33 protein-coding genes are annotated in these 21010 nt (G+C 67.2%); 3 read left to right on the top strand and 30 right to left on the bottom strand.

What is annotated here, in order from left to right:
• Positions 1 to 56: 56 nt before the first annotated feature.
• A complete protein-coding gene (coaA, locus tag ACIGA3_RS26490; RefSeq protein ID WP_399720286.1) occupies positions 57 to 1046 on the top strand; it encodes a type I pantothenate kinase in 990 nt (329 codons plus the stop codon).
• 21 nt (positions 1047 to 1067) lie between these two features.
• Positions 1068 to 2024 (top strand): DUF389 domain-containing protein, encoded by a 957-nt coding sequence (locus tag ACIGA3_RS26485; protein ID WP_399720284.1) that lies wholly within the window; start codon positions 1068 to 1070, stop codon positions 2022 to 2024.
• Here ACIGA3_RS26485 and glmM read toward each other — a convergent pair.
• The 3 genes from glmM to rplM form a co-directional block, all read right to left on the bottom strand.
• Positions 2021 to 3379, bottom strand: a complete 1359-nt coding sequence (gene glmM, locus ACIGA3_RS26480; RefSeq protein ID WP_399720282.1) for a phosphoglucosamine mutase — start codon at positions 3377 to 3379, stop codon at positions 2021 to 2023. The genes ACIGA3_RS26485 and glmM overlap by 4 nt on opposite strands.
• A gap of 179 nt (positions 3380 to 3558) precedes the next feature.
• Positions 3559 to 4080 (bottom strand): 30S ribosomal protein S9, encoded by a 522-nt coding sequence (rpsI, locus tag ACIGA3_RS26475; protein ID WP_399720279.1) that lies wholly within the window; start codon positions 4078 to 4080, stop codon positions 3559 to 3561.
• Between the two features lie 42 nt (positions 4081 to 4122).
• Positions 4123 to 4566, bottom strand: a complete 444-nt coding sequence (gene rplM / locus ACIGA3_RS26470) for a 50S ribosomal protein L13 (RefSeq protein WP_399720277.1) — start codon at positions 4564 to 4566, stop codon at positions 4123 to 4125.
• A 330-nt stretch (positions 4567 to 4896) separates the two neighbouring features.
• On the opposite strand from rplM, the gene ACIGA3_RS26465 reads away from it, so the two are divergent.
• Complete coding sequence (locus ACIGA3_RS26465; RefSeq protein ID WP_399720274.1) at positions 4897 to 5775, top strand: hypothetical protein; 879 nt, start codon at positions 4897 to 4899, stop codon at positions 5773 to 5775.
• Between the two features lie 19 nt (positions 5776 to 5794).
• Here ACIGA3_RS26465 and truA read toward each other — a convergent pair whose 3' ends face one another.
• The 27 genes from truA to rplB all read right to left on the bottom strand — a co-directional run bounded on the left by truA (position 5795) and on the right by rplB (position 20973).
• Positions 5795 to 6649 carry a tRNA pseudouridine(38-40) synthase TruA gene (truA, locus tag ACIGA3_RS26460; RefSeq protein WP_399720271.1) on the bottom strand — a complete coding sequence of 285 codons (855 nt, stop codon included), beginning with the start codon at positions 6647 to 6649 and terminating at the stop codon, positions 5795 to 5797.
• Positions 6650 to 6742: 93 nt separating this feature from the next.
• On the bottom strand, positions 6743 to 7228 hold the full coding sequence (rplQ, locus tag ACIGA3_RS26455; protein ID WP_399720268.1) for a 50S ribosomal protein L17: 486 nt from the start codon (positions 7226 to 7228) through the stop codon (positions 6743 to 6745).
• Positions 7229 to 7408: 180 nt separating this feature from the next.
• Positions 7409 to 8431 (bottom strand): DNA-directed RNA polymerase subunit alpha, encoded by a 1023-nt coding sequence (locus ACIGA3_RS26450; RefSeq protein WP_161182732.1) that lies wholly within the window; start codon positions 8429 to 8431, stop codon positions 7409 to 7411.
• A 122-nt stretch (positions 8432 to 8553) separates the two neighbouring features.
• The gene (gene rpsK, locus ACIGA3_RS26445; protein WP_003956432.1) at positions 8554 to 8958 is read right to left on the bottom strand and encodes a 30S ribosomal protein S11; all 405 of its coding nucleotides are present in this window, start codon (positions 8956 to 8958) and stop codon (positions 8554 to 8556) included.
• Between the two features lie 64 nt (positions 8959 to 9022).
• On the bottom strand, positions 9023 to 9403 hold the full coding sequence (gene rpsM / locus ACIGA3_RS26440; protein WP_388996860.1) for a 30S ribosomal protein S13: 381 nt from the start codon (positions 9401 to 9403) through the stop codon (positions 9023 to 9025).
• 189 nt (positions 9404 to 9592) lie between these two features.
• Positions 9593 to 9706, bottom strand: coding sequence for a 50S ribosomal protein L36 (gene rpmJ / locus ACIGA3_RS26435; RefSeq protein WP_003974245.1), 114 nt, complete (start codon positions 9704 to 9706; stop codon positions 9593 to 9595).
• Positions 9707 to 9766: 60 nt separating this feature from the next.
• The gene (gene infA / locus ACIGA3_RS26430; RefSeq protein ID WP_003948620.1) at positions 9767 to 9988 is read right to left on the bottom strand and encodes a translation initiation factor IF-1; all 222 of its coding nucleotides are present in this window, start codon (positions 9986 to 9988) and stop codon (positions 9767 to 9769) included.
• A 152-nt stretch (positions 9989 to 10140) separates the two neighbouring features.
• Positions 10141 to 10977, bottom strand: a complete 837-nt coding sequence (gene map / locus ACIGA3_RS26425) for a type I methionyl aminopeptidase (protein ID WP_399720263.1) — start codon at positions 10975 to 10977, stop codon at positions 10141 to 10143.
• A gap of 104 nt (positions 10978 to 11081) precedes the next feature.
• Positions 11082 to 11747 (bottom strand): adenylate kinase, encoded by a 666-nt coding sequence (locus tag ACIGA3_RS26420; protein WP_399720260.1) that lies wholly within the window; start codon positions 11745 to 11747, stop codon positions 11082 to 11084.
• Positions 11747 to 13060, bottom strand: a complete 1314-nt coding sequence (secY, locus tag ACIGA3_RS26415; protein ID WP_399720258.1) for a preprotein translocase subunit SecY — start codon at positions 13058 to 13060, stop codon at positions 11747 to 11749. The genes ACIGA3_RS26420 and secY overlap by 1 nt, the downstream gene beginning before the upstream one ends.
• A 189-nt stretch (positions 13061 to 13249) precedes the next feature.
• Positions 13250 to 13705 (bottom strand): 50S ribosomal protein L15, encoded by a 456-nt coding sequence (gene rplO / locus ACIGA3_RS26410; RefSeq protein ID WP_399720256.1) that lies wholly within the window; start codon positions 13703 to 13705, stop codon positions 13250 to 13252.
• A gap of 2 nt (positions 13706 to 13707) precedes the next feature.
• Positions 13708 to 13887, bottom strand: a complete 180-nt coding sequence (gene rpmD / locus ACIGA3_RS26405) for a 50S ribosomal protein L30 (protein WP_052580766.1) — start codon at positions 13885 to 13887, stop codon at positions 13708 to 13710.
• A complete protein-coding gene (gene rpsE / locus ACIGA3_RS26400; RefSeq protein ID WP_399720255.1) occupies positions 13887 to 14492 on the bottom strand; it encodes a 30S ribosomal protein S5 in 606 nt (201 codons plus the stop codon). Before rpsE ends, rpmD begins: the two co-directional genes overlap by 1 nt.
• 64 nt (positions 14493 to 14556) lie before the next feature.
• The gene (rplR, locus tag ACIGA3_RS26395) at positions 14557 to 14940 is read right to left on the bottom strand and encodes a 50S ribosomal protein L18 (protein ID WP_018543917.1); all 384 of its coding nucleotides are present in this window, start codon (positions 14938 to 14940) and stop codon (positions 14557 to 14559) included.
• Between the two features lie 3 nt (positions 14941 to 14943).
• Positions 14944 to 15483, bottom strand: coding sequence for a 50S ribosomal protein L6 (gene rplF / locus ACIGA3_RS26390; RefSeq protein ID WP_399720252.1), 540 nt, complete (start codon positions 15481 to 15483; stop codon positions 14944 to 14946).
• A 24-nt stretch (positions 15484 to 15507) separates the two neighbouring features.
• On the bottom strand, positions 15508 to 15906 hold the full coding sequence (gene rpsH / locus ACIGA3_RS26385) for a 30S ribosomal protein S8 (protein ID WP_026248232.1): 399 nt from the start codon (positions 15904 to 15906) through the stop codon (positions 15508 to 15510).
• Between the two features lie 212 nt (positions 15907 to 16118).
• Entirely contained in the window at positions 16119 to 16304 is a 186-nt protein-coding gene (locus ACIGA3_RS26380) for a type Z 30S ribosomal protein S14 (RefSeq protein WP_003948630.1), read from the bottom strand.
• A 5-nt stretch (positions 16305 to 16309) separates the two neighbouring features.
• Positions 16310 to 16867, bottom strand: coding sequence for a 50S ribosomal protein L5 (gene rplE, locus ACIGA3_RS26375; RefSeq protein WP_030930495.1), 558 nt, complete (start codon positions 16865 to 16867; stop codon positions 16310 to 16312).
• Positions 16867 to 17190, bottom strand: a complete 324-nt coding sequence (gene rplX / locus ACIGA3_RS26370; protein ID WP_399720248.1) for a 50S ribosomal protein L24 — start codon at positions 17188 to 17190, stop codon at positions 16867 to 16869. The genes rplE and rplX overlap by 1 nt, the downstream gene beginning before the upstream one ends.
• A gap of 2 nt (positions 17191 to 17192) precedes the next feature.
• Positions 17193 to 17561, bottom strand: coding sequence for a 50S ribosomal protein L14 (gene rplN / locus ACIGA3_RS26365; protein ID WP_003992364.1), 369 nt, complete (start codon positions 17559 to 17561; stop codon positions 17193 to 17195).
• Between the two features lie 127 nt (positions 17562 to 17688).
• On the bottom strand, positions 17689 to 17973 hold the full coding sequence (rpsQ, locus tag ACIGA3_RS26360) for a 30S ribosomal protein S17 (protein ID WP_030811683.1): 285 nt from the start codon (positions 17971 to 17973) through the stop codon (positions 17689 to 17691).
• Positions 17973 to 18197 carry a 50S ribosomal protein L29 gene (gene rpmC, locus ACIGA3_RS26355; protein WP_007494763.1) on the bottom strand — a complete coding sequence of 75 codons (225 nt, stop codon included), beginning with the start codon at positions 18195 to 18197 and terminating at the stop codon, positions 17973 to 17975. Before rpmC ends, rpsQ begins: the two co-directional genes overlap by 1 nt.
• Positions 18197 to 18616, bottom strand: a complete 420-nt coding sequence (gene rplP, locus ACIGA3_RS26350) for a 50S ribosomal protein L16 (protein WP_030811678.1) — start codon at positions 18614 to 18616, stop codon at positions 18197 to 18199. The genes rpmC and rplP overlap by 1 nt, the downstream gene beginning before the upstream one ends.
• 5 nt (positions 18617 to 18621) lie before the next feature.
• Positions 18622 to 19452: a 30S ribosomal protein S3 gene (gene rpsC / locus ACIGA3_RS26345; protein ID WP_388996883.1), complete on the bottom strand. Its 831-nt coding sequence runs from the start codon at positions 19450 to 19452 to the stop codon at positions 18622 to 18624.
• Complete coding sequence (gene rplV, locus ACIGA3_RS26340; RefSeq protein ID WP_399720242.1) at positions 19452 to 19799, bottom strand: 50S ribosomal protein L22; 348 nt, start codon at positions 19797 to 19799, stop codon at positions 19452 to 19454. Before rplV ends, rpsC begins: the two co-directional genes overlap by 1 nt.
• A 43-nt stretch (positions 19800 to 19842) precedes the next feature.
• On the bottom strand, positions 19843 to 20124 hold the full coding sequence (gene rpsS, locus ACIGA3_RS26335; RefSeq protein WP_388996886.1) for a 30S ribosomal protein S19: 282 nt from the start codon (positions 20122 to 20124) through the stop codon (positions 19843 to 19845).
• A gap of 12 nt (positions 20125 to 20136) precedes the next feature.
• Positions 20137 to 20973: a 50S ribosomal protein L2 gene (gene rplB / locus ACIGA3_RS26330; RefSeq protein WP_388996889.1), complete on the bottom strand. Its 837-nt coding sequence runs from the start codon at positions 20971 to 20973 to the stop codon at positions 20137 to 20139.
• Positions 20974 to 21010 lie beyond the last annotated feature (37 nt).

Genomic DNA, 21010 nt, shown 5'->3' with positions numbered 1-21010 from the left:
GGCGCGCGTGACGCACCCCACGCCCACCCCCGTTCAAACAGCGTTAACAATGGAATGTGATCTCACCGGTCTCCGCGATTCCCCGGAGCGCCCACCGGCACAGGCCGGAGGCGACTCCCTACGTCGATCTCACCCGCGCCGAATGGAGCGCGCTGCGCCACAAGACGCCGCAGCCGCTCACCGCCGAGGAGGTGGAGAAGCTGCGCGGCCTCGGCGATGTCATCGACCTCGACGAGGTGCGGGACATCTACCTCCCGCTCTCCCGCCTGCTCAACCTCTACGTCGGCGCCACCGACGGCCTCAGAGGCGCCCTGAACACCTTCCTCGGCGAGAAGGGCTCCCAGTCCGGCACCCCCTTCGTCATAGGCGTCGCCGGCTCCGTGGCGGTCGGCAAGTCCACCGTGGCCCGTCTGCTCCAGGCCCTGCTCTCCCGCTGGCCCGAGCACCCCCGCGTCGAGCTGGTCACCACCGACGGCTTCCTGCTGCCCACCAAGGAGCTGCAGGCCCGCGGCCTGATGTCCCGGAAGGGCTTCCCCGAGTCCTACGACCGCCGCGCGCTCACCCGCTTCGTCGCCGACATCAAGGCCGGCAAGGACGAGGTGACCGCGCCCGTCTACTCCCACCTCATCTACGACATCGTCCCCGGCGAGCGCCTCACCGTCCGCCGCCCGGACATCCTCATCGTCGAGGGCCTGAACGTCCTCCAGCCCGCCCTGCCCGGCAGTGACGGCCGCACCCGCGTCGGACTCGCCGACTACTTCGACTTCAGCGTGTACGTCGACGCGAGCGGCGAGGACATCGAGCGCTGGTACCTGGAGCGGTTCAAGAAGCTGCGTCAGACCGCCTTCCAGAACCCGTCCTCGTACTTCCGCAAGTACACCCAGGTCTCCGAGCAGGAGGCGGTGGACTACGCGCGCGGGCTGTGGCGGACCATCAACAAGCCCAACCTGACCGAGAACATCGCCCCCACCCGCGGCCGGGCCACGCTGGTGCTGCGCAAGGGCGCGGACCACACCGTGCAGCGGCTGCGCCTGCGAAAGCTGTAGCGGGGGCGGTTGGATGGGCGCATGCTGCATCTGCGCCTGATCGTCCCGGCCGACCGCACGGACGAGGTGGTGCGCCTGATCGGGGAAACGGTCGGCGCCACCCACCTCGTGGTCCTGCCCGGCGCCGCCCGCGACCCGGCCGGGGACGTGGTCATGTGCGACGTGGCACGGGAGGCGGGCGACGGCCTGCTCTCCCGGCTCCAGCGGCTCGGCCTCGACCGCTCCGGCTCGATCGCCGTGGAGGACATCGACCTGTCACTGTCCCGGCGCGCCGACCGCGCCGAGGAGGAGGCGCCCGGCGAGGCGGCGGACGCCGTGCTGTGGCAGCACCTGGTCGAGGAGACCCACGAGGAGTCGACCCTCTCGGTGACCTACGTCGCCTTCCTCACCATCGCCACGATGCTGGCGGCCTGCGGTGTGGTCCTGGACAACGCGGTGCTGATCGTGGGCGCGATGGCGGTGGGCCCGGAGTTCGGTCCGCTCGCCGGGATCAGCACCGCGCTGGTGCGCCGCAAGCCCCGGCTGGCGTCCCGCTCGCTGCTGGCACTGGTGGTCGGCTTCGCGGCCGCGATGGCGCTGACGGTCGGCTTCAGCGTGCTGATGGACGCCGCCGGACTGTTCACCGAGGCCGGGCTGGAGGGCGACCGGCCCAACACCGGGTTCGTGTACGCGCCGGACGCCTTCTCGTTCGTCGTGGCGCTGCTCGCGGGCGCGGCGGGCACGCTCTCGCTGACCTCGGCCAAGTCCGGCGCCCTGGTCGGCGTGGCCATCTCGGTCACGACGGTCCCGGCCGCCGCGAACGCCGCCGTGGCACTGGCCTACGGGGACACCACGCAGACCGTCGGCTCCAGCGAGCAACTGCTGCTGAACCTGTTCGGCATCGTGGTGGCGGGCGTGCTGACGCTCCTGGCCCAGAAAACGTTCTGGGCCAGGAAGGGCAGGAAGAACCCGCAGAGCCCGAAGGCCGAAACGGCTTAGCCCAGCGCCGACTTGACCGCGTCGGCCAGCCGGCCGGCGATCGTGCGGGCCTGGTCGATGTCGGCGGCCTCCACCATGACCCGGACCAGCGGCTCGGTACCCGAGGGGCGCAGCAACACCCGTCCGGTCTCCCCGAGTTCACGCTCGGCCTCGCCCACGGCGGCCGCGAGGTCGGCCGAGGTGCGCACCCGCGAGCGGTCCACGTCCGGGACGTTGACCAGGACCTGCGGCAGCCGGTCCATCACCGAGGCCAGCTCCCGCAGCGCCCGCCCGGTCTCGGCGACCCGCGCCGCCAGCAGCAGGCCGGTCAGCGTGCCGTCACCGGTGGTGGCGTGGTCCAGGATGATGACGTGCCCGGACTGCTCGCCGCCGAGCGTGAAGCCGTGCTCCTTCATCTCCTCCAGCACGTACCGGTCACCGACGGCCGTCTGCACCAGGCGGATGCCGGCCCGCTCCATGGCGAGCTTGAAGCCCAGGTTGGACATGACGGTGGCCACCACGGTGTCGGAGGCCAGCGCAGAGTGCTCCCGCATCGCCAGCGCGAGCACCGCGAGGATCTGGTCGCCGTCGACCTCCTCGCCGGTGTGGTCCACGGCCAGGCAGCGGTCGGCGTCACCGTCGTGCGCGATGCCCAGGTCCGCGCCGTGCTCCAGCACGGCGGCCTTCAGCAGGCCCAGGTGGGTCGAGCCGCAGCCGTCGTTGATATTGAGACCGTCCGGCTCGGCGCCGATGGTGACGATGGTCGCACCGGCCCGCGAGAACGCCTCCGGGGAGACGCCGGAGGCCGCGCCGTGCGCCTCGTCCAGAACGATCTTCAGCCCGTCCAGCCGGTTCGGCAGCACCGACAGCAGGTGGGTGACGTAGGTCTCGAAGCCCGTCTCGTAGTCACGGACCCGGCCCACCCCGGCGCCGGTGGGGCGCTCCCAGGGCTCGCCGTGGCGGTGCGAGTCGTAGACGGCCTCGATACGGCCCTCCAGCTCGTCCGCCAGCTTGTGGCCGCCACGGGCGAAGAACTTGACGCCGTTGTCCGGCATCGCGTTGTGGCTGGCGGAGAGCATCACACCGAGGTCGGCGCCGAGCACGCCGGTCAGGTGGGCGACGGCGGGCGTCGGCAGCACGCCGACACGCAGCACGTCCACGCCCGCGCTGGCCAGGCCCGCGACCACGGCCGCCTCCAGGAACTCCCCGGACGCACGCGGGTCCCGGCCCACCACCGCGGTCGGCCGATGGCCCTCGAACGTGCCCGCCTCGGCCAGTACGTGAGCCGCCGCGACGGACAGGCCGAGCGCCATCTCGGCCGTCAGGTCCGCGTTGGCGACGCCACGCACGCCGTCGGTACCGAAGAGTCGTCCCACTTGTCCTCCCGAGGAAGCGTCACTGCTGCCAGGAATCATGGCATGCGCCCGAGCGTTCGATCACACAAGCCTTTGAGCGTCTTGTGTCGTTATACGCCCTTGGCGGAGATAAACGAACGCCCCGGCGGCACACAGGGCGTGCCGCCGGGGCGTTCGGAGTACGCGCGAAGCGCCGCTGTTTAGCGCTTGCTGTACTGCGGGGCCTTACGGGCCTTCTTCAGACCGGCCTTCTTGCGCTCGACCGCACGGTCGTCGCGCTTGAGGAAGCCGGCCTTCTTCAGGGCGCCGCGGTTGTTGTCGACGTCCGCCTCGTTCAGCGCACGGGCGACACCCAGACGGAGCGCACCGGCCTGACCGGAGACACCGCCACCCGCGATGCGGGCGACGACGTCGTAGCGGTCGTCCAGCTCGAGCACCTTGAAGGGCTCGTTGACTTCCTGCTGGTGCACCTTGTTCGGGAAGTAGTCCTCGAGGGTGCGACCGTTGATCTTCCACTTGCCGGTGCCCGGAACGATCCGGACGCGGGCGATGGCGTTCTTGCGACGGCCCAGGCCGGCGGCCGGCTGCGGCTCACCGAACTGGGACGCGAGGGACTCCGACGTGTACTCGCCCTCGACGGGGAGCTCGGTCTCGGTGGTGTAGCTCTCGATGTCGACGAGCTCAGTCTCTTCGACCGGCTGCTCGGGGGTGGTCTCGGCCACGATTCTCCTCAGATTCTCTTCAGTCTTAAAGGGTGGCCGGAACTACTGCGCGACCTGGGTGATCTCGAACGGCACCGGCTGCTGGGCAGCGTGCGGGTGCTGGTCACCCTTGTAGACCTTCAGCTTCGAGAGCATCTGACGGCCAAGGGAGTTCTTGGGGAGCATGCCCTTGATGGCCTTCTCGACGGCCTTCTCGGGGTTCTTGTCGAGCAGCTCGTCGTAACGGACCGAGCGCAGACCACCGGGGTAGCCGGAGTGGCGGTAGGCCATCTTCTGGGTCCGCTTGTTGCCGGACAGGTGCACCTTGTCGGCGTTGACGACGATGACGAAGTCACCGGTGTCGACATGCGGCGCATAGATCGGCTTGTGCTTGCCCCGGAGAAGGGTCGCGGCGGTGGTGGCGAGACGACCCAGGACGATGTCCTGAGCGTCGATGACGTACCACTGGCGCGTCACATCGCCGGGCTTGGGGCTGTACGTACGCACGGTTCGTAGCCTTCGCTTCGAGTGAATGGTCCTGAACAGGTCACCGAAACGATCACGACAGCCTCGATCGCACTGCGGTGACGCAACCGCGTGCAGATCGCTGGTCATCGGCCCGGTGGACCGGTGTAAGGGCCCGTCCCGTGAGAATGAGCAAGCCAATACACAACGAGGAGCCAGCCTACCGGCCCGTCCCGGACGGGTCAAAACGAGCTTGCCGGGAATCCCGCCCGGCCGAGATGTTCCCCCGTGCGCCGAAGGTCCCCCTATCGCCTTACGGCCGCCTCACCTCGGGCGTACAGGGACCCTCCGGCCCCCTCTAAGATGCGCCCCATGAGTTATGGGCAGGGGGGTCCCCAGTCTCAGTGGGACCCTTGGACACCTCAATCTGAGCAGCCGTGGAAGAACGGCGGCGACGACGGCACCCCGGACTGGGCCGCGCTCGCGGACGCCTCGGAGAACCGCAAGAAGCGCCGCAAGGTGCTGCTCATCGCGGGCGGCGTGCTCGCCACGGGCGCGGTCGGCACCGCCGTCGCCATGGCCGTGGTGAACGCCGGCGGCGACAACCGGGCCGGCGGTCCCTCCGGCCTGCCCGCCACCGCCTCCCTGCCGGGCGGCACGGCGACCACGGCACCGTCCTTCGCGCCGACCAGCGCGCCACCGCCGCTTGACCCCAAGGACTTCATAGCCAGCGCCAACAAGGACACCGCTCCGCTGAGCCCCGAGACCCTGTTCCCCGGGACCCAGCTCACCATGGGCGAGACGGTGTACAAGAAGGGCGCCACCAGCGACAGCAAGAACTGCGCGTCCGGCGCGGGCGGCACCCTGCCCAAGGCGCTCGCCGCCGGCGACTGCACCCGGCTGATGCGGGTCAGCTACGTCAAGGACGGCGTGGCCGTCACGGTCGGCGTCGCGGTCTTCGACAACGACACCGACGCCCAGCGGTTCAAGGACCGGGCGGACAAGAAGAGCATCGTCGCCGCGCTGCCCGGCAAGGGCGTCAAGTCGTTCTGCGACTCCGCGATCTGCCGCTCCACCACCAACACCCTCGGCCGTTACGCCTACTTCACCATCGCCGGGTTCACCAACGGCAAGGACGTGACGACCAAGGACACCAAGGTCTTCGCCGCCGGCAACGACCTGGCCGAGTTCTCCTTCCGCCAGATCCGGCGACGCGGGGAAGCGCAGGCGTCGGCGGCCGCGGGCCAGTAGCGGCCCGCGCCCCCTCGGCTCAGCAGCACCCCGCCGACGGCAGCGAGCGCCGGTTCCGCGCCTCCTTGTTCCGCGCGGCCAGCAGCTCGTCGGCGGGGTAGCCGACCTCCTCCAGCGTCAGCCCGTGCGGCCGCACCACATGCACGGCGGAGTCCCGCACCCCGGCGCCGAGCACCTTCCCCGGCCACTCGGGCCCCCGGTGCCCGTCACCGACGAACAGCAGCGCGCCGATCAGCGAGCGCACCATGTTGTGGCAGAAGGCGTCCGCGCGCACCGTCGCCGTGATCACCCCGTCCGCCCCGCGCACCAGGCTCAGCTCCTGGAGGGTACGGATGGTGGTGGCGCCCTCGCGCTTCTTGCAGTACGCCGCGAAGTCGTGCTCGCCCAGCAGGGCGCGGGCCGCCTCGTTCATCGCGTCCACGTCCAGCGGCCAGTCGTGCCACAGCACATGGCCGCGCAGCAGCGGGTCGACGCCGCCGGCGTTGTCGGTGACGCGGTAGGCGTAGCGCCGCCAGATGGCGGAGAAACGGGCGTTGAAGCCGGGCGGGGCCTCGGTCAGGGACCAGACCCGTACGTCCTTCGACAGCCGGCCGGCGAGCCGCTTCAGCAGCTTCTCCCGGTGCTCGGCCCACACCGTCTCCGGCAGGTCGACATGGGCGACCTGGCCGCGCGCGTGCACGCCGGCGTCCGTCCGCCCGGCGACCGTCAGCTCGTACGTCTCCTTCGACCGGGTCACCGTGCGCAGGGCGTCCTCGATCTCGCCCTGCACGGTCCGCCTCCCGCCGGCCTGCTTGGCCCACCCGTGGAAGTCGCTGCCGTCGTAGGACAGGTCGAGGCGGATACGGACATGGCCGGGCTGTGCTTCGTCACTCACGGAGAAATCCTCTCAGGGCGCCATGCTGGGAAAAACGTGAGAGCGGGCCCGCCCCGTGAAGGGCGGGCCCGCTCTCAGGCGTCAGGCAGAGCCTCAGGCGTCCTTCGACTCCTCGGCCGGAGCCTCGGTGGCCTCGGTCTGCTCGACCTTCGCCTCGTCGGACTCCTTGACCGCACGCTTGGTGGCGGCCTCGGCCTCACCGGTGGCCTGCTGCGCGACGGTCAGCGCCTCGACCAGCTCGATGACAGCCATGGGCGCGTTGTCGCCACGACGGTTACCGATCTTGGTGATGCGGGTGTAACCACCGGGGCGGTTCTCGTAGCGCGGGCCGATCTCGGTGAAGAGCGTGTGAACGATGCCCTTGTCCGTGATCACCTGGAGCACCTGACGGCGGTTGTGAAGGTCGCCCTTCTTCGCCTTGGTGACCAGACGCTCGGCGTACGGGCGCAGACGGCGCGCCTTCGCCTCGGTGGTGGTGATGCGGCCGTGCTCGAAGAGGCTCTTCGCGAGGTTCGCGAGGAGGAGCTTCTCGTGCGCGGCGCTGCCGCCCAGACGGGCACCCTTGGCGGGCTTCGGCATGGTGTTTCTCCTAAGTGTCTGCCCCGGCCGTGTCAGGTACCGAAGTCAGTATCCGAGCAGACGGTTGTCTGTCGGAGATCCGGGCAGCGCCCCGCAGGGCCTGCTCGGAGGGGGCGCGGGGAACTGCGCGATCAAGCACAGCGCCCCCGCACCCGAGTACGGACCAGAAGGTCCGAGCTCTTAGTACTGCTCGGTCTCGACGAACCCGGCGTCCGCGTCGTCGTCGGCGCCGAAGGCGTCGGCGGCGGCGGTCGGGTCGAATCCGGGCGGGCTGTCCTTGAGCGCCAGGCCCATGCCGGCCAGCTTCGCCTTGACCTCGTCGATCGACTTCGCACCGAAGTTACGAATGTCGAGCAGGTCGGCCTCGGAGCGGGCGACGAGCTCACCCACGGAGTGGATGCCCTCACGCTTGAGGCAGTTGTACGACCGAACGGTGAGCTCGAGCTCCTCGATCGGAAGCGCCAGATCAGCGGCGAGCGCGGCGTCCGTCGGGGACGGACCCATGTCGATGCCCTCGGCGTCGATGTTCAGCTCGCGAGCGAGACCGAACAGCTCGACCAGCGTCTTACCGGCGGAGGCCATGGCGTCACGGGGACGCATCGCCTGCTTGGTCTCGACGTCGACGATCAGCTTGTCGAAGTCGGTGCGCTGCTCGACACGCGTGGCCTCGACCTTGTACGTCACCTTCAGCACCGGGCTGTAGATGGAGTCGACCGGAATACGGCCGATCTCCTGGCCCACCTGCTTGTTCTGCACGGCGGAGACGTAGCCGCGACCGCGCTCGACGGTCAGCTCCATCTCCAGCTTGCCCTTGCCGTTGAGCGTGGCGAGGACCAGGTCGGGGTTGTGCACCTCGACACCGGCCGGGGGCGCGATGTCAGCGGCGGTGACCAGACCCGGACCCTGCTTGCGCAGGTACATCACGACCGGCTCGTCGTGCTCCGAGGAGACGACCAGCTGCTTGATGTTGAGGATCATGTCCGTGACGTCTTCCTTGACGCCCGGCACGGTGGTGAACTCGTGCAGGACGCCGTCGACGCGGATGCTGGTGACAGCAGCGCCGGGGATCGACGACAGGAGGGTACGGCGCAGGGAGTTGCCGAGGGTGTAGCCGAAGCCCGGCTCCAGCGGCTCGATCACGAACCGGGAGCGGAACTCGTCGACGACCTCTTCGGTCAACGAGGGACGCTGAGCGATCAGCATGGTGTGAATCCTTCAGTCAGGGGCGCCCGCTATTTGACGCCCGAGCAGTACTGCAAGGGTACGGGCGGCACGGCCCGAAAGAGCCGTACCGCCCGGAACCACAGCCTGTGAAGCGGCCTGCGTCAGACGCGGCGGCGCTTCGGCGGGCGGCAGCCGTTGTGCGGGGTCGGGGTGACGTCCTGGATGGAGCCGACCTCGAGGCCCGTGGCCTGCAGGGAGCGGATCGCGGTCTCACGACCGGAGCCCGGGCCCTTGACGAACACGTCGACCTTGCGCATGCCGTGCTCCTGAGCGCGGCGGGCAGCCGACTCGGCGGCCATCTGCGCGGCGAACGGCGTCGACTTCCGGGAACCCTTGAAGCCGACGTGGCCGGCGGAGGCCCAGGAGATCACGTTGCCGGACGGGTCCGTGATCGAGACGATCGTGTTGTTGAACGTGCTCTTGATGTGCGCGTGGCCGTGAGCGACGTTCTTCTTTTCCTTGCGGCGCACCTTCTTGGCAGCGCCCTGACGACCCTTGGGGGGCATCTATTACTCCTACGGGAGGTGGTCGGTCCTTCAGCGAAGACCGTGGACAGTCGTCCGCTTCGGACTACTTCTTGCCCGGCTTCTTCTTGCCGGCGATGGCGCGACGCGGGCCCTTGCGGGTACGAGCGTTGGTGCTGGTGCGCTGACCGCGGACGGGCAGACCGCGACGGTGGCGGAGGCCCTGGTAGCAGCCGATCTCGACCTTGCGGCGGATGTCGGCCTGGATCTCGCGACGGAGGTCACCCTCGGTCTTGATGTTGCTGTCGACGAACTCGCGGATCGCGACCAGCTGCTCTTCGGTCAGGTCACGAACGCGGGTGTTCGGGTCGACGCCGGTCGCAGCCAGCGTCTCCTGAGACAGGGTCCGGCCAATGCCGAACACGTAGGTGAGGGCAACCTCCACGCGCTTTTCGCGCGGGATGTCAACACCGGAAACGCGTGCCATTCAATGGCTCCTGGTGATTCTTCGGAGGTCTTCCACAGAACCTGGTCCCGGCCGCCGTACGAGGTACGAACCGGGTCCTCGGCCTCCGACCGAGGGTGTCGAGCTGGTTGGCTCGGGCTCTGCGTATGAACAAATTCAGCTTGCGTCGCGCGAAGACTCTGCGAGGAGTGCAGAGGGTTCGGCCGTGCGTCAGCCCTGGCGCTGCTTGTGGCGCGGGTTGTCGCAGATGACCATGACCCGGCCGTGACGGCGGATCACCCTGCACTTGTCGCAGATCTTCTTGACGCTCGGCTTGACCTTCATGGGGTGAGGTTCTCCGGGTCAGTGCCATCACCCCGGCGTGAACCGGGATGCGGGCAAGATCTACTTGTACCGGTAGACGATCCGGCCACGCGTGAGGTCGTACGGAGACAGCTCCACCACGACCCGGTCATCAGGGAGGATACGGATGTAGTGCATACGCATCTTGCCGCTGATGTGTGCCAGGACCTGGTGGCCGTTCTGGAGCTCGACCTTGAACATGGCGTTCGGCAGAGACTCGACGACAGTGCCCTCGATCTCGATGGCACCTTGCTTCTTGGCCACGCTTTGCCCTTCGAATCGACTACCTTGATCGACTCTCACGCTTTCCCTTACGGGCGCACGCGGACATGCGGGTGCACGAGAGCCGACGAGTCAGTCTACGTCAGCGCACCCGGAAACACGAATCGAGAAAGTCTGCCCCATACCACTGATCCTTATGCAAGCGGATCAGGAGCGACCGTGACGCCGTACTCCGCCAGCTTCGCCCGGCCGCCGTCCGGCGATGTCAGGACCAAGGGGCCCTGCTCGGTGAGGGCGACCGAGTGTTCCCAGTGGGAGGACCAGGTGCCGTCCGTCGTGATGACCGTCCAGTCGTCCTCGAGGACCTTCGTGCGGGGGGTGCCGAGGGAGACCATGGGCTCGATGGCGAGGCAGAGGCCGGGGACCAGCTTGGGGCCCTTGCCGCGGCGGCGCTCGACGTAGTTCAGCAGATGCGGGTCCATGTGCATCTCGGTGCCGATGCCGTGGCCGCCGTAGTCCTCGACGATGCCGTACTTGCCGCCGCCGGGCTTCGGCTGGCGGCGGATGTAGGTCTCGATCGCGCGGGAGATGTCGACCAGCCGGTTGCCCAGCTTCATCGCGGCGATCCCCGCCCACATCGACTCCTCGGTCACGCGGGACAGCTCGATGAGCTCCGGGGCGTGGCCGGAGCCGACGAAGGCGGTGTAGGCCGCGTCACCGTGCCAGCCGTCCACGATCGCGCCGCAGTCGATGGAGATGATGTCGCCGTCACTGAGGACGACGTCCTCGGAGGGGATGCCGTGCACCACCACGTCGTTGACCGACGTGCAGATGGTCGCGGGGAAACCGCCGTACCCGAGGAAGTTCGACTTCGCGCCGTGCTCGTCGAGCACCTTGCGCGCCACGTCGTCCAGGTCCTTGGTGGTCGCGCCGGGCACCGCCGCCTCTCGGGTGGCCGCGTGGATCGCGGCGACGACCAGCCCCGCCGCCCGCATCTTCGCGATCTGCTCGGGGGTCTTGATCTGCACCATGGGGGGCCTGCGCTCTCCGTCACTCGTCACCGACTGGGTTACCTGCACAACACTACGGCCGCGGCGCCCTGGGCGGGCACCGCGGCCGTGAGGACCGGGGGGTCTTACTCGCTGCCGGCCTTCTCGCGCTTGAGAGCCTCCAGCGCCCGCTTGGTGATCTCGTCCACCGGGCCCAGCGAGGAGATCGTCACGACGAGCCCCTGCGCCTTGTAGTAGTCGATGATCGGCTCGGTCTGTGTGTGGTAGACCTCGAGCCGCTTGCGGACGGTGTCCTCGGAGTCGTCGTCACGCTGGTACAGCTCGCCGCCGCACTTGTCGCACACGCCGTCCTGCTCCGGCTTGCTGTACGTCACGTGGAAGACGTGCGAGGAGTCCTTGCGGCAGATGCGCCGGCCGGCGATCCGCTTGACGACCTCTTCCTCCGGGACCTCCAGGTCCAGGACGGCGTCCAGCTTGATGCCCTCGCTCTGAAGCAATTCGTCCAGCGCCTGGGCCTGGGAGACGTTGCGCGGGAAGCCGTCGAGCAGGAAGCCGTTCTCGGCGTCCGGCTGCTCCATGCGGTCCTTGGCCATGGCGATGGTGACCTCGTCCGGAACGAGGTTGCCCGCGTCCATGTAGGACTTGGCCAGCTTGCCCAGCTCCGTCTGCCGGCTGATGTTGGCCCGGAACAGGTCGCCCGTGGAGATGTGCGGGACACCCAGCTTCTCGGCGAGGCGGACGGCTTGCGTTCCCTTACCGGCACCCGGCGGCCCGACGAGGACGATACGCATCAGCGGAGGAACCCTTCGTAATTGCGCTGCTGGAGCTGGCTCTCGATCTGCTTCACCGTCTCGAGGCCGACACCCACGATGATCAGGATGCTGGTCCCGCCGAAGGGGAAGTTCTGACTTGCCCCGAAGCCCACCAACGCCATCGTCGGTACCAGAGCGATCAGACCCAGATACAGCGAGCCCGGCCAGGTGATCCGGTTGAGTACGTAACTCAGGTACTCAGCGGTCGGCCGGCCTGCCCGGATGCCCGGAATGAAGCCACCATACTTCTTCATGTTGTCGGCGACTTCCTCGGGGTTGAAGGAGATCGCCACGTAGAAGAACGCGAAGAACACGATGAGAAGGAAGTACATCGAGATGTAGATCGGGTGGTCGCCCTTGGTCAGGTTCGCCGTGATCCAGCGCTTCCAGCTCGAGTCCCCGCCCGCGAACTGCGCGATCAGAGCCGGGATGTAGAGCAGCGACGAGGCGAAGATGACCGGGATCACACCGGCCTGGTTGACCTTCAGCGGGATGTACGTCGACGTACCCCCGTAGGAACGGCGGCCGATCATGCGCTTCGCGTACTGCACCGGGATGCGGCGCTGGGCCTGCTCCACGAAGACCACGAGCGCGACCATGACCAGGCCGACCAGGATGACGGTGCCGAACTCGATCCAGCCGCCGGCCAGGGTGCCCTGCTTCTTGATGGCCCACAGCGCGGACGGGAAGGTCGCGGCGATCGAGATGAACATCAGGATCGACATGCCGTTGCCGATACCGCGGTCGGTGATCAGCTCACCGAGCCACATCACCAGCGCCGTACCGGCGGTCATGCAGATGACCATGGTGATGGTAGTGAAGATCGCCTGGTCCGGGACGATGTTCCCGGCGACCGTGCAGCCGCTGAACAGGGCGCCGCTGCGGGCGGTGGCCACCAGGCCGGTCCCCTGCAGGATGGCGAGCGCCACGGTCAGATAGCGGGTGTACTGCGTGATCTTCGCGGTGCCGGACTGCCCCTCCTTCTTGAGGGCCTCCAGACGCGGGATCACCACGGTCAGCAGCTGAAGAATGATGCTCGCCGTGATGTACGGCATGATGCCGAGGGCGAAGATCGTGATCTGGAGCAGAGCTCCGCCACTGAACATGTTGACCAGTCCGAACAGGCCCTGGTTGCCGGAAGCCTCGGTCACACAGGTCTGGACGGCCTTGTAGTTGACGCCGGGGATCGGGACGTGGGTACCGACCCGGTAGACCACGATGACGCCCAGCGTGAAGAGCAGCTTCTTGCGCAGGTCGGGCGTCCTGAACGCCCGGGCGAACGCGGTGAGCACGGTGCCTCCTGCGACCCCCGCGCAACTGCGTCAAGGGTGACGGTCTAGAGGTTCGACGAATAAGTGAAAGGGAACAGCGCTGGCCACCTTACCGGCGACACCGCCCCCCTAGGAACGACCAACCGGGGATACCCCATTGTGGGGTATCCCCGGTCGGGATCGTCTATGTCATCGAGAGACCTGAGGGACTCAGACCAGCTCGGTGACCGTACCGCCGGCAGCGGCGATCTTCTCCTTGGCGGAGCCGGAGACGGCGTCGACCGTCACCTGCAGCGCCACGGAGATCTCGCCCTGGCCCAGGACCTTGACGAGGCTGTTCTTGCGAACGGCACCCTTGGCCACCAGACCCTCGACGGTGACCTCGCCACCCTCGGGGTAGAGCGCGGCCAGCTTGTCGAGGTTCACGACCTGGAACTCGGTCTTGAACGGGTTCTTGAAGCCCTTGAGCTTCGGCAGGCGCATGTGGAGGGGCATCTGGCCACCCTCGAAGCGCTGCGGAACCTGGTAACGGGCCTTGGTGCCCTTGGTACCACGTCCAGCCGTCTTACCCTTCGACGCCTCACCACGACCGACACGGGTCTTGGCGGTCTTGGCGCCCGGGGCGGGACGGAGGTTGTGGATCTTGAGCGGGTTGTTCTCCGCCATGATCAGACCTCCTCAACCGTCACGAGGTGGCGGACGGTGTGCACCATGCCGCGGAACTCGGGGCGGTCCTCCTTGACGACCTGCGTGTTGATGCCCTTGAGACCAAGGGAACGCAGGGTGTCACGGTGGTTCTGCTTGCTGCCGATGTACGACTTGACCTGCGTGATCTTGAGCTGCGCCATTACGCACCAGCCCCGGCACGCGCACGAAGCAGAGCCGCGGGAGCGACGTCCTCGAGGGGCAGGCCACGGCGGGCCGCGACCTCCTCGGGACGCTGCAGGCCCTTGAGGGCCGCCACGGTCGCGTGCACGATGTTGATCGCGTTGGACGAGCCGAGCGACTTCGACAGGATGTCGTGGATACCGGCGCACTCGAGCACGGCGCGCACCGGGCCACCGGCGATAACGCCGGTACCGGGGGACGCGGGCTTGAGCAGCACGACGCCGGCAGCCTTCTCACCCGTGATCGGGTGCGGGATGGTGCCCTGGATACGGGGGACCTTGAAGAAGTGCTTCTTGGCCTCCTCAACACCCTTGGCGATGGCGGCCGGCACCTCCTTGGCCTTGCCGTAACCGACACCGACGGTGCCGTCACCATCGCCCACCACGACCAGCGCGGTGAAGCTGAAGCGACGACCACCCTTCACAACCTTGGCGACGCGGTTGATCGCGACAACGCGCTCAACGTACGCGGTCTTCTCGGCGGCAGCTGCGCCGCCGTCACGGCCCTTCCGGTCCCGCCGCTCGCCGCCACCGGCACCGCCACCGCGGCGCTGGGGTCCAGCCATTGGAATTACCTCTCTTCGATTTCCGCTAGCTACGCAGTGACATCAGTCGCTGCGCGACGGGGACTCAGAACTTGAGTCCGGCTTCGCGGGCGGCGTCCGCCAGGGCGGCGATGCGCCCGGCGTACTGGTTGCCACCACGGTCGAATACGACAGCCTCGACACCGGCAGCCTTGGCGCGCTCGGCGACAAGAGCGCCGACCGACTTGGCCTGCGCCGACTTGTCGCTCTCGCCACCGCGGATCGAGGCGTCCAGGGTCGACGCCGACGCCAGGGTGTGACCCTTGATGTCGTCGATGACCTGGGCCACGATGTGGCGGTTGGAGCGCGTCACAACGAGACGCGGACGCTCAGCCGTACCCGAGATGTGCTTGCGGATCCGGATGTGGCGGCGCTTGATCGCGGCGCGCTTGTAGGCGTCGCCCTTGAGGATCTTCTGTCCGTATGCCATGGCTTACTTACCCGCCTTTCCGACCTTGCGGCGGATAACTTCGCCCTCGTACTTGACGCCCTTGGCCTTGTACGGGTCAGGCTTGCGCAGCTTGCGGATGTTCGCCGCAACCTCGCCGACCTTCTGCTTGTCGATGCCCTCGACCTGGAAGCGGGTCGGGGTCTCGACCTTGAAGGTGATGCCCTCGGGCGCCTCGACGGTGATCGAGTGGCTGTAGCCGAGCGCGAACTCGAGGTTCGAACCCTTGGCCGCAACGCGGTAACCGACACCGCTGATCTCGAGCTTCTTCACGTAACCCTGGGTCACGCCGGTGATCATGTTCGCCACCAGCGTGCGGGACAGGCCGTGCAGGGCCTTGTTCTGACGCTCGTCGTTGGGGCGGGTGACGTTCAGAACGCCGTCCTCACCCTTGGCGATGTCGATCGGCGCCACAACGGTGTGGGTCAGCGAGCCCTTGGGGCCCTTGACCGAAACCGTACGGCCGTCGATGGTGACGTCCACGCCGGCGGGAACCGTGATGGGGAGCTTGCCAATACGCGACATAGCTGTTTCCTCCGTTCCCTTCCGTTACCAGACGTAGGCGAGAACTTCTCCGCCTACGCCCTTCTTGCCGGCCTGCTTGTCGGTGAGGAGACCGTGGGACGTGGAGATGATCGCCACGCCCAGGCCGCCGAGCACCTTCGGCAGGTTGGTGGACTTCGCGTAAACCCGGAGACCGGGCTTCGAGATCCGCTTGATGCCCGCGATGGAGCGCTCACGGTTCGGGCCGAACTTCAGCTCGAGGACGAGGTTCTTGCCAACCTCGGCGTCCTCGGTCTTCCAGCCGGTGATGAAGCCCTCCTGCTGGAGGATCTCCGCGATGTGAGACTTGATCTTCGACGCCGGCATCGTCACGGAGTCGTGGTATGCCGAGTTCGCGTTACGCAGACGCGTAAGCATGTCTGCGATCGGATCAGTCATGGTCATGAATTGGCCTTCGGCCTCTCTCGCCGGGGTTTCCTGGTGCGCCATCCCTCTCCCCGATCCGAGACGGGGCGGGTGCGGCGCGGTGGACCTACGGCGTAGTAAGTCGTACGGGCACGACAGGCGCCCAACCCCACCAGCCTACGGCATGGAGGGGCGGGCCCCTGTCGACCCAGTTGCTTACCGAGAGCTTCGGGAATCCCTGTTTAGGGGGATTACCAGGAGCTCTTGGTCACGCCCGGCAGCTCGCCACGGTGAGCCATCTCACGAAGGCACACGCGGCAGAGGCCGAACTTGCGGTACACGGAGTGCGGACGGCCGCAGCGCTGGCAGCGCGTGTAGCCTCGCACGCCGAACTTGGGCTTGCGAGCAGCCTTAGCGATAAGAGCCTTCTTCGCCATCTCGCTCACGCCTCCTTGAACGGGAAGCCGAGGTGACGAAGGAGCGCGCGGCCCTCAGCGTCGTTGGTCGCCGTGGTGACCACGGTGATGTCCATACCCCGGACGCGGTCGATCTTGTCCTGGTCGATCTCGTGGAACATGACCTGCTCCGTGAGACCGAAGGTGTAGTTGCCACGGCCGTCGAACTGCTTGGGGGACAGGCCGCGGAAGTCGCGGATGCGCGGAAGCGCGAGCGACAGGGTGCGGTCGAGGAACTCCCACATGCGGTCGCCACGGAGCGTGACGTGGGCACCGATCGGCTGACCCTCGCGCAGCTTGAACTGCGCGATGGACTTGCGGGCCTTGGTGACGGCCGGCTTCTGACCGGTGATCGTGGTGAGGTCGCGAATGGCGCCATCGATCAGCTTGGAGTCGCGGGCGGCGTCGCCCACACCCATGTTGACCACGATCTTGACGAGGCCGGGGATCTGCATGACGTTCTCGTACTTGAACTCGTCACGCAGCTTGCCCGCGATCTCCTCGCGGTACTTCGTCTTCAGACGCGGAGTGGTGGTGGTAGCCATCAGATGTCCTCACCCGTCCGCTTGGCAACGCGGATCTTGTTGCCTTCGTCGTCGAAGCGGAAGCCGACACGCGTGACGACCTTGTTGCCATCCTTCTCAACGACCAGCTGGACGTTGGAGACGTGGATAGGCGCCTCGGTCGTGACGATGCCGCCCGCCTGCGAACCGCTGGCGGTCGGGCCGGCCTTGGTGTGCTTCTTGACCCGGTTGACACCCTCGACCAGGACACGCTCGTCGCGCGGGAAAGCGGCAATGACCTTGCCCTGCTTGCCCTTGTCCTTACCGGTGATGACCTGAACCAGGTCGCCCTTCTTGATCTTCATGCTTACAGCACCTCCGGCGCGAGCGAGATGATCTTCATGAACTTCTTCTCGCGCAGCTCACGGCCGACAGGGCCGAAGATACGGGTGCCGCGAGGGTCGCCGTCGTTCTTGAGAATGACAGCGGCGTTCTCGTCGAAGCGGATGTACGAGCCGTCGGGACGACGGCGCTCCTTGACGGTACGAACGATGACCGCCTTGATGACGTCACCCTTCTTCACGTTACCGCCGGGGATCGCGTCCTTGACGGTGGCGACGATGACGTCACCGATGCCCGCGTAGCGGCGACCGGAGCCACCGAGCACACGGATGCAAAGGATCTCCTTCGCACCAGTGTTGTCGGCGACACGCAGCCGCGACTCCTGCTGGATCACGTCTATCTCCTGATTGTCTGCCGGTTCCCGGCCGGGGCCCTGTTACGGACCCCGACCGAGCCTGGCGGAACTGACCTGCGAGTTTTCCCCGCAGGAATACCTTGCTAAAGGAACTCCCTTACGGGAATTACTTGGCCTTCTCGAGGATCTCGACGATGCGCCAGCGCTTCGTCGAGGACAGCGGCCGGGTCTCCGCGAGGAGGACACGGTCGCCGACACCGGCGGCGTTCTGCTCGTCGTGCGCCTTGAGCTTGTTCGTACGGCGGATGACCTTGCCGTACAGCGCGTGCTTCACACGGTCCTCGACAGCGACGACGACAGTCTTGTCCATCTTGTCGCTGACGACGAGACCCTCACGGGTCTTGCGGAAGCCGCGGGCCTCTGCGTTCTCAGTCACGTTCTTCTCGCTCATCAGGCGTTCTCCACCGTCTCGATGCCCAGCTCACGCTCGCGCATCAGGGTGTAGATCCGCGCGATGTCCTTGCGGACCGCCTTCAGACGGCCGTGGTTCTCGAGCTGCCCTGTCGCCGCCTGGAAGCGGAGATTGAACAGCTCTTCCTTGGCCTCGCGGAGCTTCGCAAGAAGCTCTTCGTTGCCCAGCTCGCGCAGCTCGGACGCCTTAGTACCGGCCGACATCACGCTTCACCTGCCTCGCGCTTGACGATCCGGCACTTCATCGGCAGCTTGTGAGCCGCACGAGTGAGGGCCTCACGCGCAATCTTCTCGTTGGGATACGACAGCTCGAACATCACGCGTCCGGGCTTGACGTTGGCGATCCACCACTCCGGGGAACCCTTACCGGAACCCATGCGGGTCTCGGCAGGCTTCTTGGTGAGGGGACGGTCCGGGTAAATGTTGATCCAGACCTTGCCGCCACGCTTGATGTGGCGGGTCATGGCGATACGAGCCGCTTCGATCTGACGGTTCGTCACATACGCCGGGGTCAGCGCCTGGATGCCGTACTCGCCGAACGCAACCTGCGTGCCGCCCTTGGCCATGCCGCTGCGCTTGGGGTGGTGCTGCTTGCGGTGCTTGACCCTACGGGGGATCAGCATTTCGGTCAGGCCTCCGTTCCGGTGCTCTCAGCCGGAGCGGCGGCGGCGGGAGCCTCGGCCTTGGGGGCCTCGGCGCCGGCAGCCTGCTGCGGCTTACGACCACGCCCGCCACGCTCGCCACCGCGGCCACCACGGGCCGGGCGGTCGGCGCCACCACGGGCCGGGCGGTTACCCGCACGGGCCGCAGCGTTCTCGGCGCGGACCTCGGCGATGTTCTTGACATCGCCCTTGTAGATCCAGACCTTCACACCGATGCGGCCGAAGGTCGTCTTGGCCTCGAAGAAGCCGTAGTCCACGTTCGCGCGGAGCGTGTGCAGGGGCACACGGCCCTCGCGGTAGAACTCCGAGCGGGACATCTCGGCGCCGCCGAGGCGGCCACCGCACTGGATCTTGATGCCCTTGGCGCCGGCCTTCATCGACGACTGCATGCTCTTACGCATGGCGCGTCGGAAGGAGACACGCGAGGACAGCTGCTCGGCGACGGCCTGAGCAACCAGCTGGGCATCCGTCTCGGGGTTCTTGACCTCGAGGATGTTCAGCTGGACCTGCTTGCCCGTCAGCTTCTCCAGCTGACCGCGGATCTTGTCGGCCTCCGCACCGCGGCGGCCGATGACGATGCCCGGACGCGCGGTGTGGATGTCCACGCGGACACGGTCACGGGTGCGCTCGATCTCCACCTTGGAGATACCCGCGCGCTCCATGCCCTGCGTCAGCATGCGACGGATGGCCACGTCTTCCTTGACGTAGTCCTTGTACAGCTTGTCGGCGTACCAACGCGACTTGAAGTCGGTCGTGACACCGAGCCGGAACCCGTGCGGGTTTACCTTCTGGCCCATTACCGGGTTCCTTCCTTGCTGCTGACGACCACGGTGATGTGGCTGGTCCGCTTGCGGATCCGGTAGGCACGGCCCTGGGCGCGCGGCCGGAACCGCTTCAGGGTCGGGCCCTCGTCGACGTACGCCTCGGAGATGTAGAGGCTGTCGGCGTCGGTGTGGTCGTAGTTGTGCGCGGCGTTGGCGATGGCGCTGTCGAGCACCTTGCCGACCGGCACGGAGGCGGCCTGCGGAGCGAATCGCAGGACGGCCTGGGCCTCCGTGGCGTGCATGCCACGGATGAGGTCCACCACGCGGCGGGCCTTCATGGGCGTGACGCGGATGTACCGCGCCTGGGCCCTGGCTTCCATGGTTGTCCCTTCAGTTACTTACGTGTCTGAATGCGATCCGCTGTTAGCGGCGCTTCGACTTCCGGTCGTCCTTGACGTGGCCGCGGAAGGTGCGAGTCGGCGAGAACTCGCCGAGCTTGTGGCCGACCATCGCCTCGGTGACGAACACCGGGATGTGGGTCTTGCCGTTGTGCACCGCGATCGTGTGGCCCAGCATCGCCGGGACGATCATCGAGCGACGGGACCAGGTCTTGATGACGTTCTTGGTGCCCGATTCGTTCTGGACGTCCACCTTCTTGATCAGGTGGTCGTCGACGAAGGGCCCCTTCTTCAAGCTACGAGGCATCTCAACCCGTCCTTAACGCTTCTTGTTCGTCTTGCGGCGGCGGACGATGTACTTGTTCGACGCCTTCTTGGGCGAACGAGTACGGCCTTCCTTCTTGCCCCACGGGGACACAGGGTGGCGACCACCGGAAGTCCGGCCCTCACCACCACCGTGCGGGTGGTCGACCGGGTTCATGACCACACCACGGACGGTCGGGCGAACGCCCAGCCACCGCTTACGGCCGGCCTTACCCCAGTTGATGTTGCTCTGCTCGGCGTTGCCGACCTCACCGACGGTGGCGCGGCAGCGCGCGTCGACAAGACGGATCTCACCGGACGGCATGCGCAGGTGGGCCATGGAGCCCTCCTTCGCGAGCAGCTGCACGGAGGCACCGGCGGAACGAGCGAACTTGGCACCGCCACCGGGACGGAGCTCGATCGCGTGGATCGTGGTACCGACCGGGATGTTGCGGAGCGCCAGGTTGTTGCCCGGCTTGATGTCAGCGCCCGGACCGTTCTCGACGCGGTCACCCTGCTGCAGGTTGCGCGGGGCGAGGATGTAGCGCTTCTCGCCGTCCGCGTAGTGCAGCAGCGCGATGCGCGCGGTGCGGTTGGGGTCGTACTCGATGTGCGCGACCTTCGCCGGCACGCCGTCCTTGTCGTGACGACGGAAGTCGATCACTCGGTAGGCGCGCTTGTGTCCGCCACCCTGGTGGCGAACGGTCACACGACCGGCGTTGTTACGGCCGCCCTTGCTGTGCAGAGGGCGGACCAGCGACTTCTCCGGCGTGGACCGCGTGACCTCGACGAAGTCGGCGACGCTGGCGCCACGACGGCCCGGCGTAGTCGGCTTGTACTTGCGGATTCCCATTTCTCAGTCCTCGTCCGATATCGGACGATCCAGACCG

The organism is Streptomyces sp. NPDC085596, from assembly GCF_044541565.1.
GTDB lineage: Bacteria > Actinomycetota > Actinomycetes > Streptomycetales > Streptomycetaceae > Streptomyces.
The sequence above is the reverse complement of the archived record's forward strand: the minus strand, read 5'-3'. Positions and strand labels throughout refer to the sequence as shown.

Excerpts from the sequence above, each read along its gene's own strand:
- rplF (WP_399720252.1), bottom strand. The coding sequence starts at position 15,483 with ATGTCGCGTATTGGCAAGCTCCCCATCACGGTTCCCGCCGGCGTGGAC.
- rpmC (WP_007494763.1), bottom strand. The coding sequence starts at position 18,197 with ATGTCGGCCGGTACTAAGGCGTCCGAGCTGCGCGAGCTGGGCAACGAA.
- rpmD (WP_052580766.1), bottom strand. The coding sequence starts at position 13,887 with ATGGCGCAGCTCAAGATCACGCAGGTCAAGTCGTACATCGGCAGCAAG.
- rpsQ (WP_030811683.1), bottom strand. The coding sequence starts at position 17,973 with ATGAGCGAGAAGAACGTGACTGAGAACGCAGAGGCCCGCGGCTTCCGC.
- rplR (WP_018543917.1), bottom strand. The coding sequence starts at position 14,940 with ATGGCATACGGACAGAAGATCCTCAAGGGCGACGCCTACAAGCGCGCC.
- rpsM (WP_388996860.1), bottom strand. The coding sequence starts at position 9,403 with ATGGCACGCGTTTCCGGTGTTGACATCCCGCGCGAAAAGCGCGTGGAG.
- rpsC (WP_388996883.1), bottom strand. The coding sequence starts at position 19,452 with ATGGGCCAGAAGGTAAACCCGCACGGGTTCCGGCTCGGTGTCACGACC.
- ACIGA3_RS26420 (WP_399720260.1), bottom strand. The coding sequence starts at position 11,747 with ATGCGTATCGTCCTCGTCGGGCCGCCGGGTGCCGGTAAGGGAACGCAA.
- ACIGA3_RS26380 (WP_003948630.1), bottom strand. The coding sequence starts at position 16,304 with ATGGCGAAGAAGGCTCTTATCGCTAAGGCTGCTCGCAAGCCCAAGTTC.
- rpsH (WP_026248232.1), bottom strand. The coding sequence starts at position 15,906 with ATGACCATGACTGATCCGATCGCAGACATGCTTACGCGTCTGCGTAAC.
- rpmJ (WP_003974245.1), bottom strand. The coding sequence starts at position 9,706 with ATGAAGGTCAAGCCGAGCGTCAAGAAGATCTGCGACAAGTGCAGGGTG.
- rpsE (WP_399720255.1), bottom strand. The coding sequence starts at position 14,492 with ATGGCTGGACCCCAGCGCCGCGGTGGCGGTGCCGGTGGCGGCGAGCGG.
- rplP (WP_030811678.1), bottom strand. The coding sequence starts at position 18,616 with ATGCTGATCCCCCGTAGGGTCAAGCACCGCAAGCAGCACCACCCCAAG.
- rplO (WP_399720256.1), bottom strand. The coding sequence starts at position 13,705 with ATGGCGGAGAACAACCCGCTCAAGATCCACAACCTCCGTCCCGCCCCG.
- map (WP_399720263.1), bottom strand. The coding sequence starts at position 10,977 with ATGGTGCAGATCAAGACCCCCGAGCAGATCGCGAAGATGCGGGCGGCG.
- rplX (WP_399720248.1), bottom strand. The coding sequence starts at position 17,190 with ATGAAGATCAAGAAGGGCGACCTGGTTCAGGTCATCACCGGTAAGGAC.
- ACIGA3_RS26485 (WP_399720284.1), top strand. The coding sequence starts at position 1,068 with ATGCTGCATCTGCGCCTGATCGTCCCGGCCGACCGCACGGACGAGGTG.
- rpsS (WP_388996886.1), bottom strand. The coding sequence starts at position 20,124 with ATGCCTCGTAGCTTGAAGAAGGGGCCCTTCGTCGACGACCACCTGATC.
- rplE (WP_030930495.1), bottom strand. The coding sequence starts at position 16,867 with ATGGCTACCACCACCACTCCGCGTCTGAAGACGAAGTACCGCGAGGAG.
- rplQ (WP_399720268.1), bottom strand. The coding sequence starts at position 7,228 with ATGCCGAAGCCCGCCAAGGGTGCCCGTCTGGGCGGCAGCGCCGCGCAC.
- ACIGA3_RS26465 (WP_399720274.1), top strand. The coding sequence starts at position 4,897 with ATGAGTTATGGGCAGGGGGGTCCCCAGTCTCAGTGGGACCCTTGGACA.
- rpsK (WP_003956432.1), bottom strand. The coding sequence starts at position 8,958 with ATGCCCCCCAAGGGTCGTCAGGGCGCTGCCAAGAAGGTGCGCCGCAAG.
- rplB (WP_388996889.1), bottom strand. The coding sequence starts at position 20,973 with ATGGGAATCCGCAAGTACAAGCCGACTACGCCGGGCCGTCGTGGCGCC.
- ACIGA3_RS26450 (WP_161182732.1), bottom strand. The coding sequence starts at position 8,431 with ATGCTGATCGCTCAGCGTCCCTCGTTGACCGAAGAGGTCGTCGACGAG.
- rplV (WP_399720242.1), bottom strand. The coding sequence starts at position 19,799 with ATGGAAGCCAGGGCCCAGGCGCGGTACATCCGCGTCACGCCCATGAAG.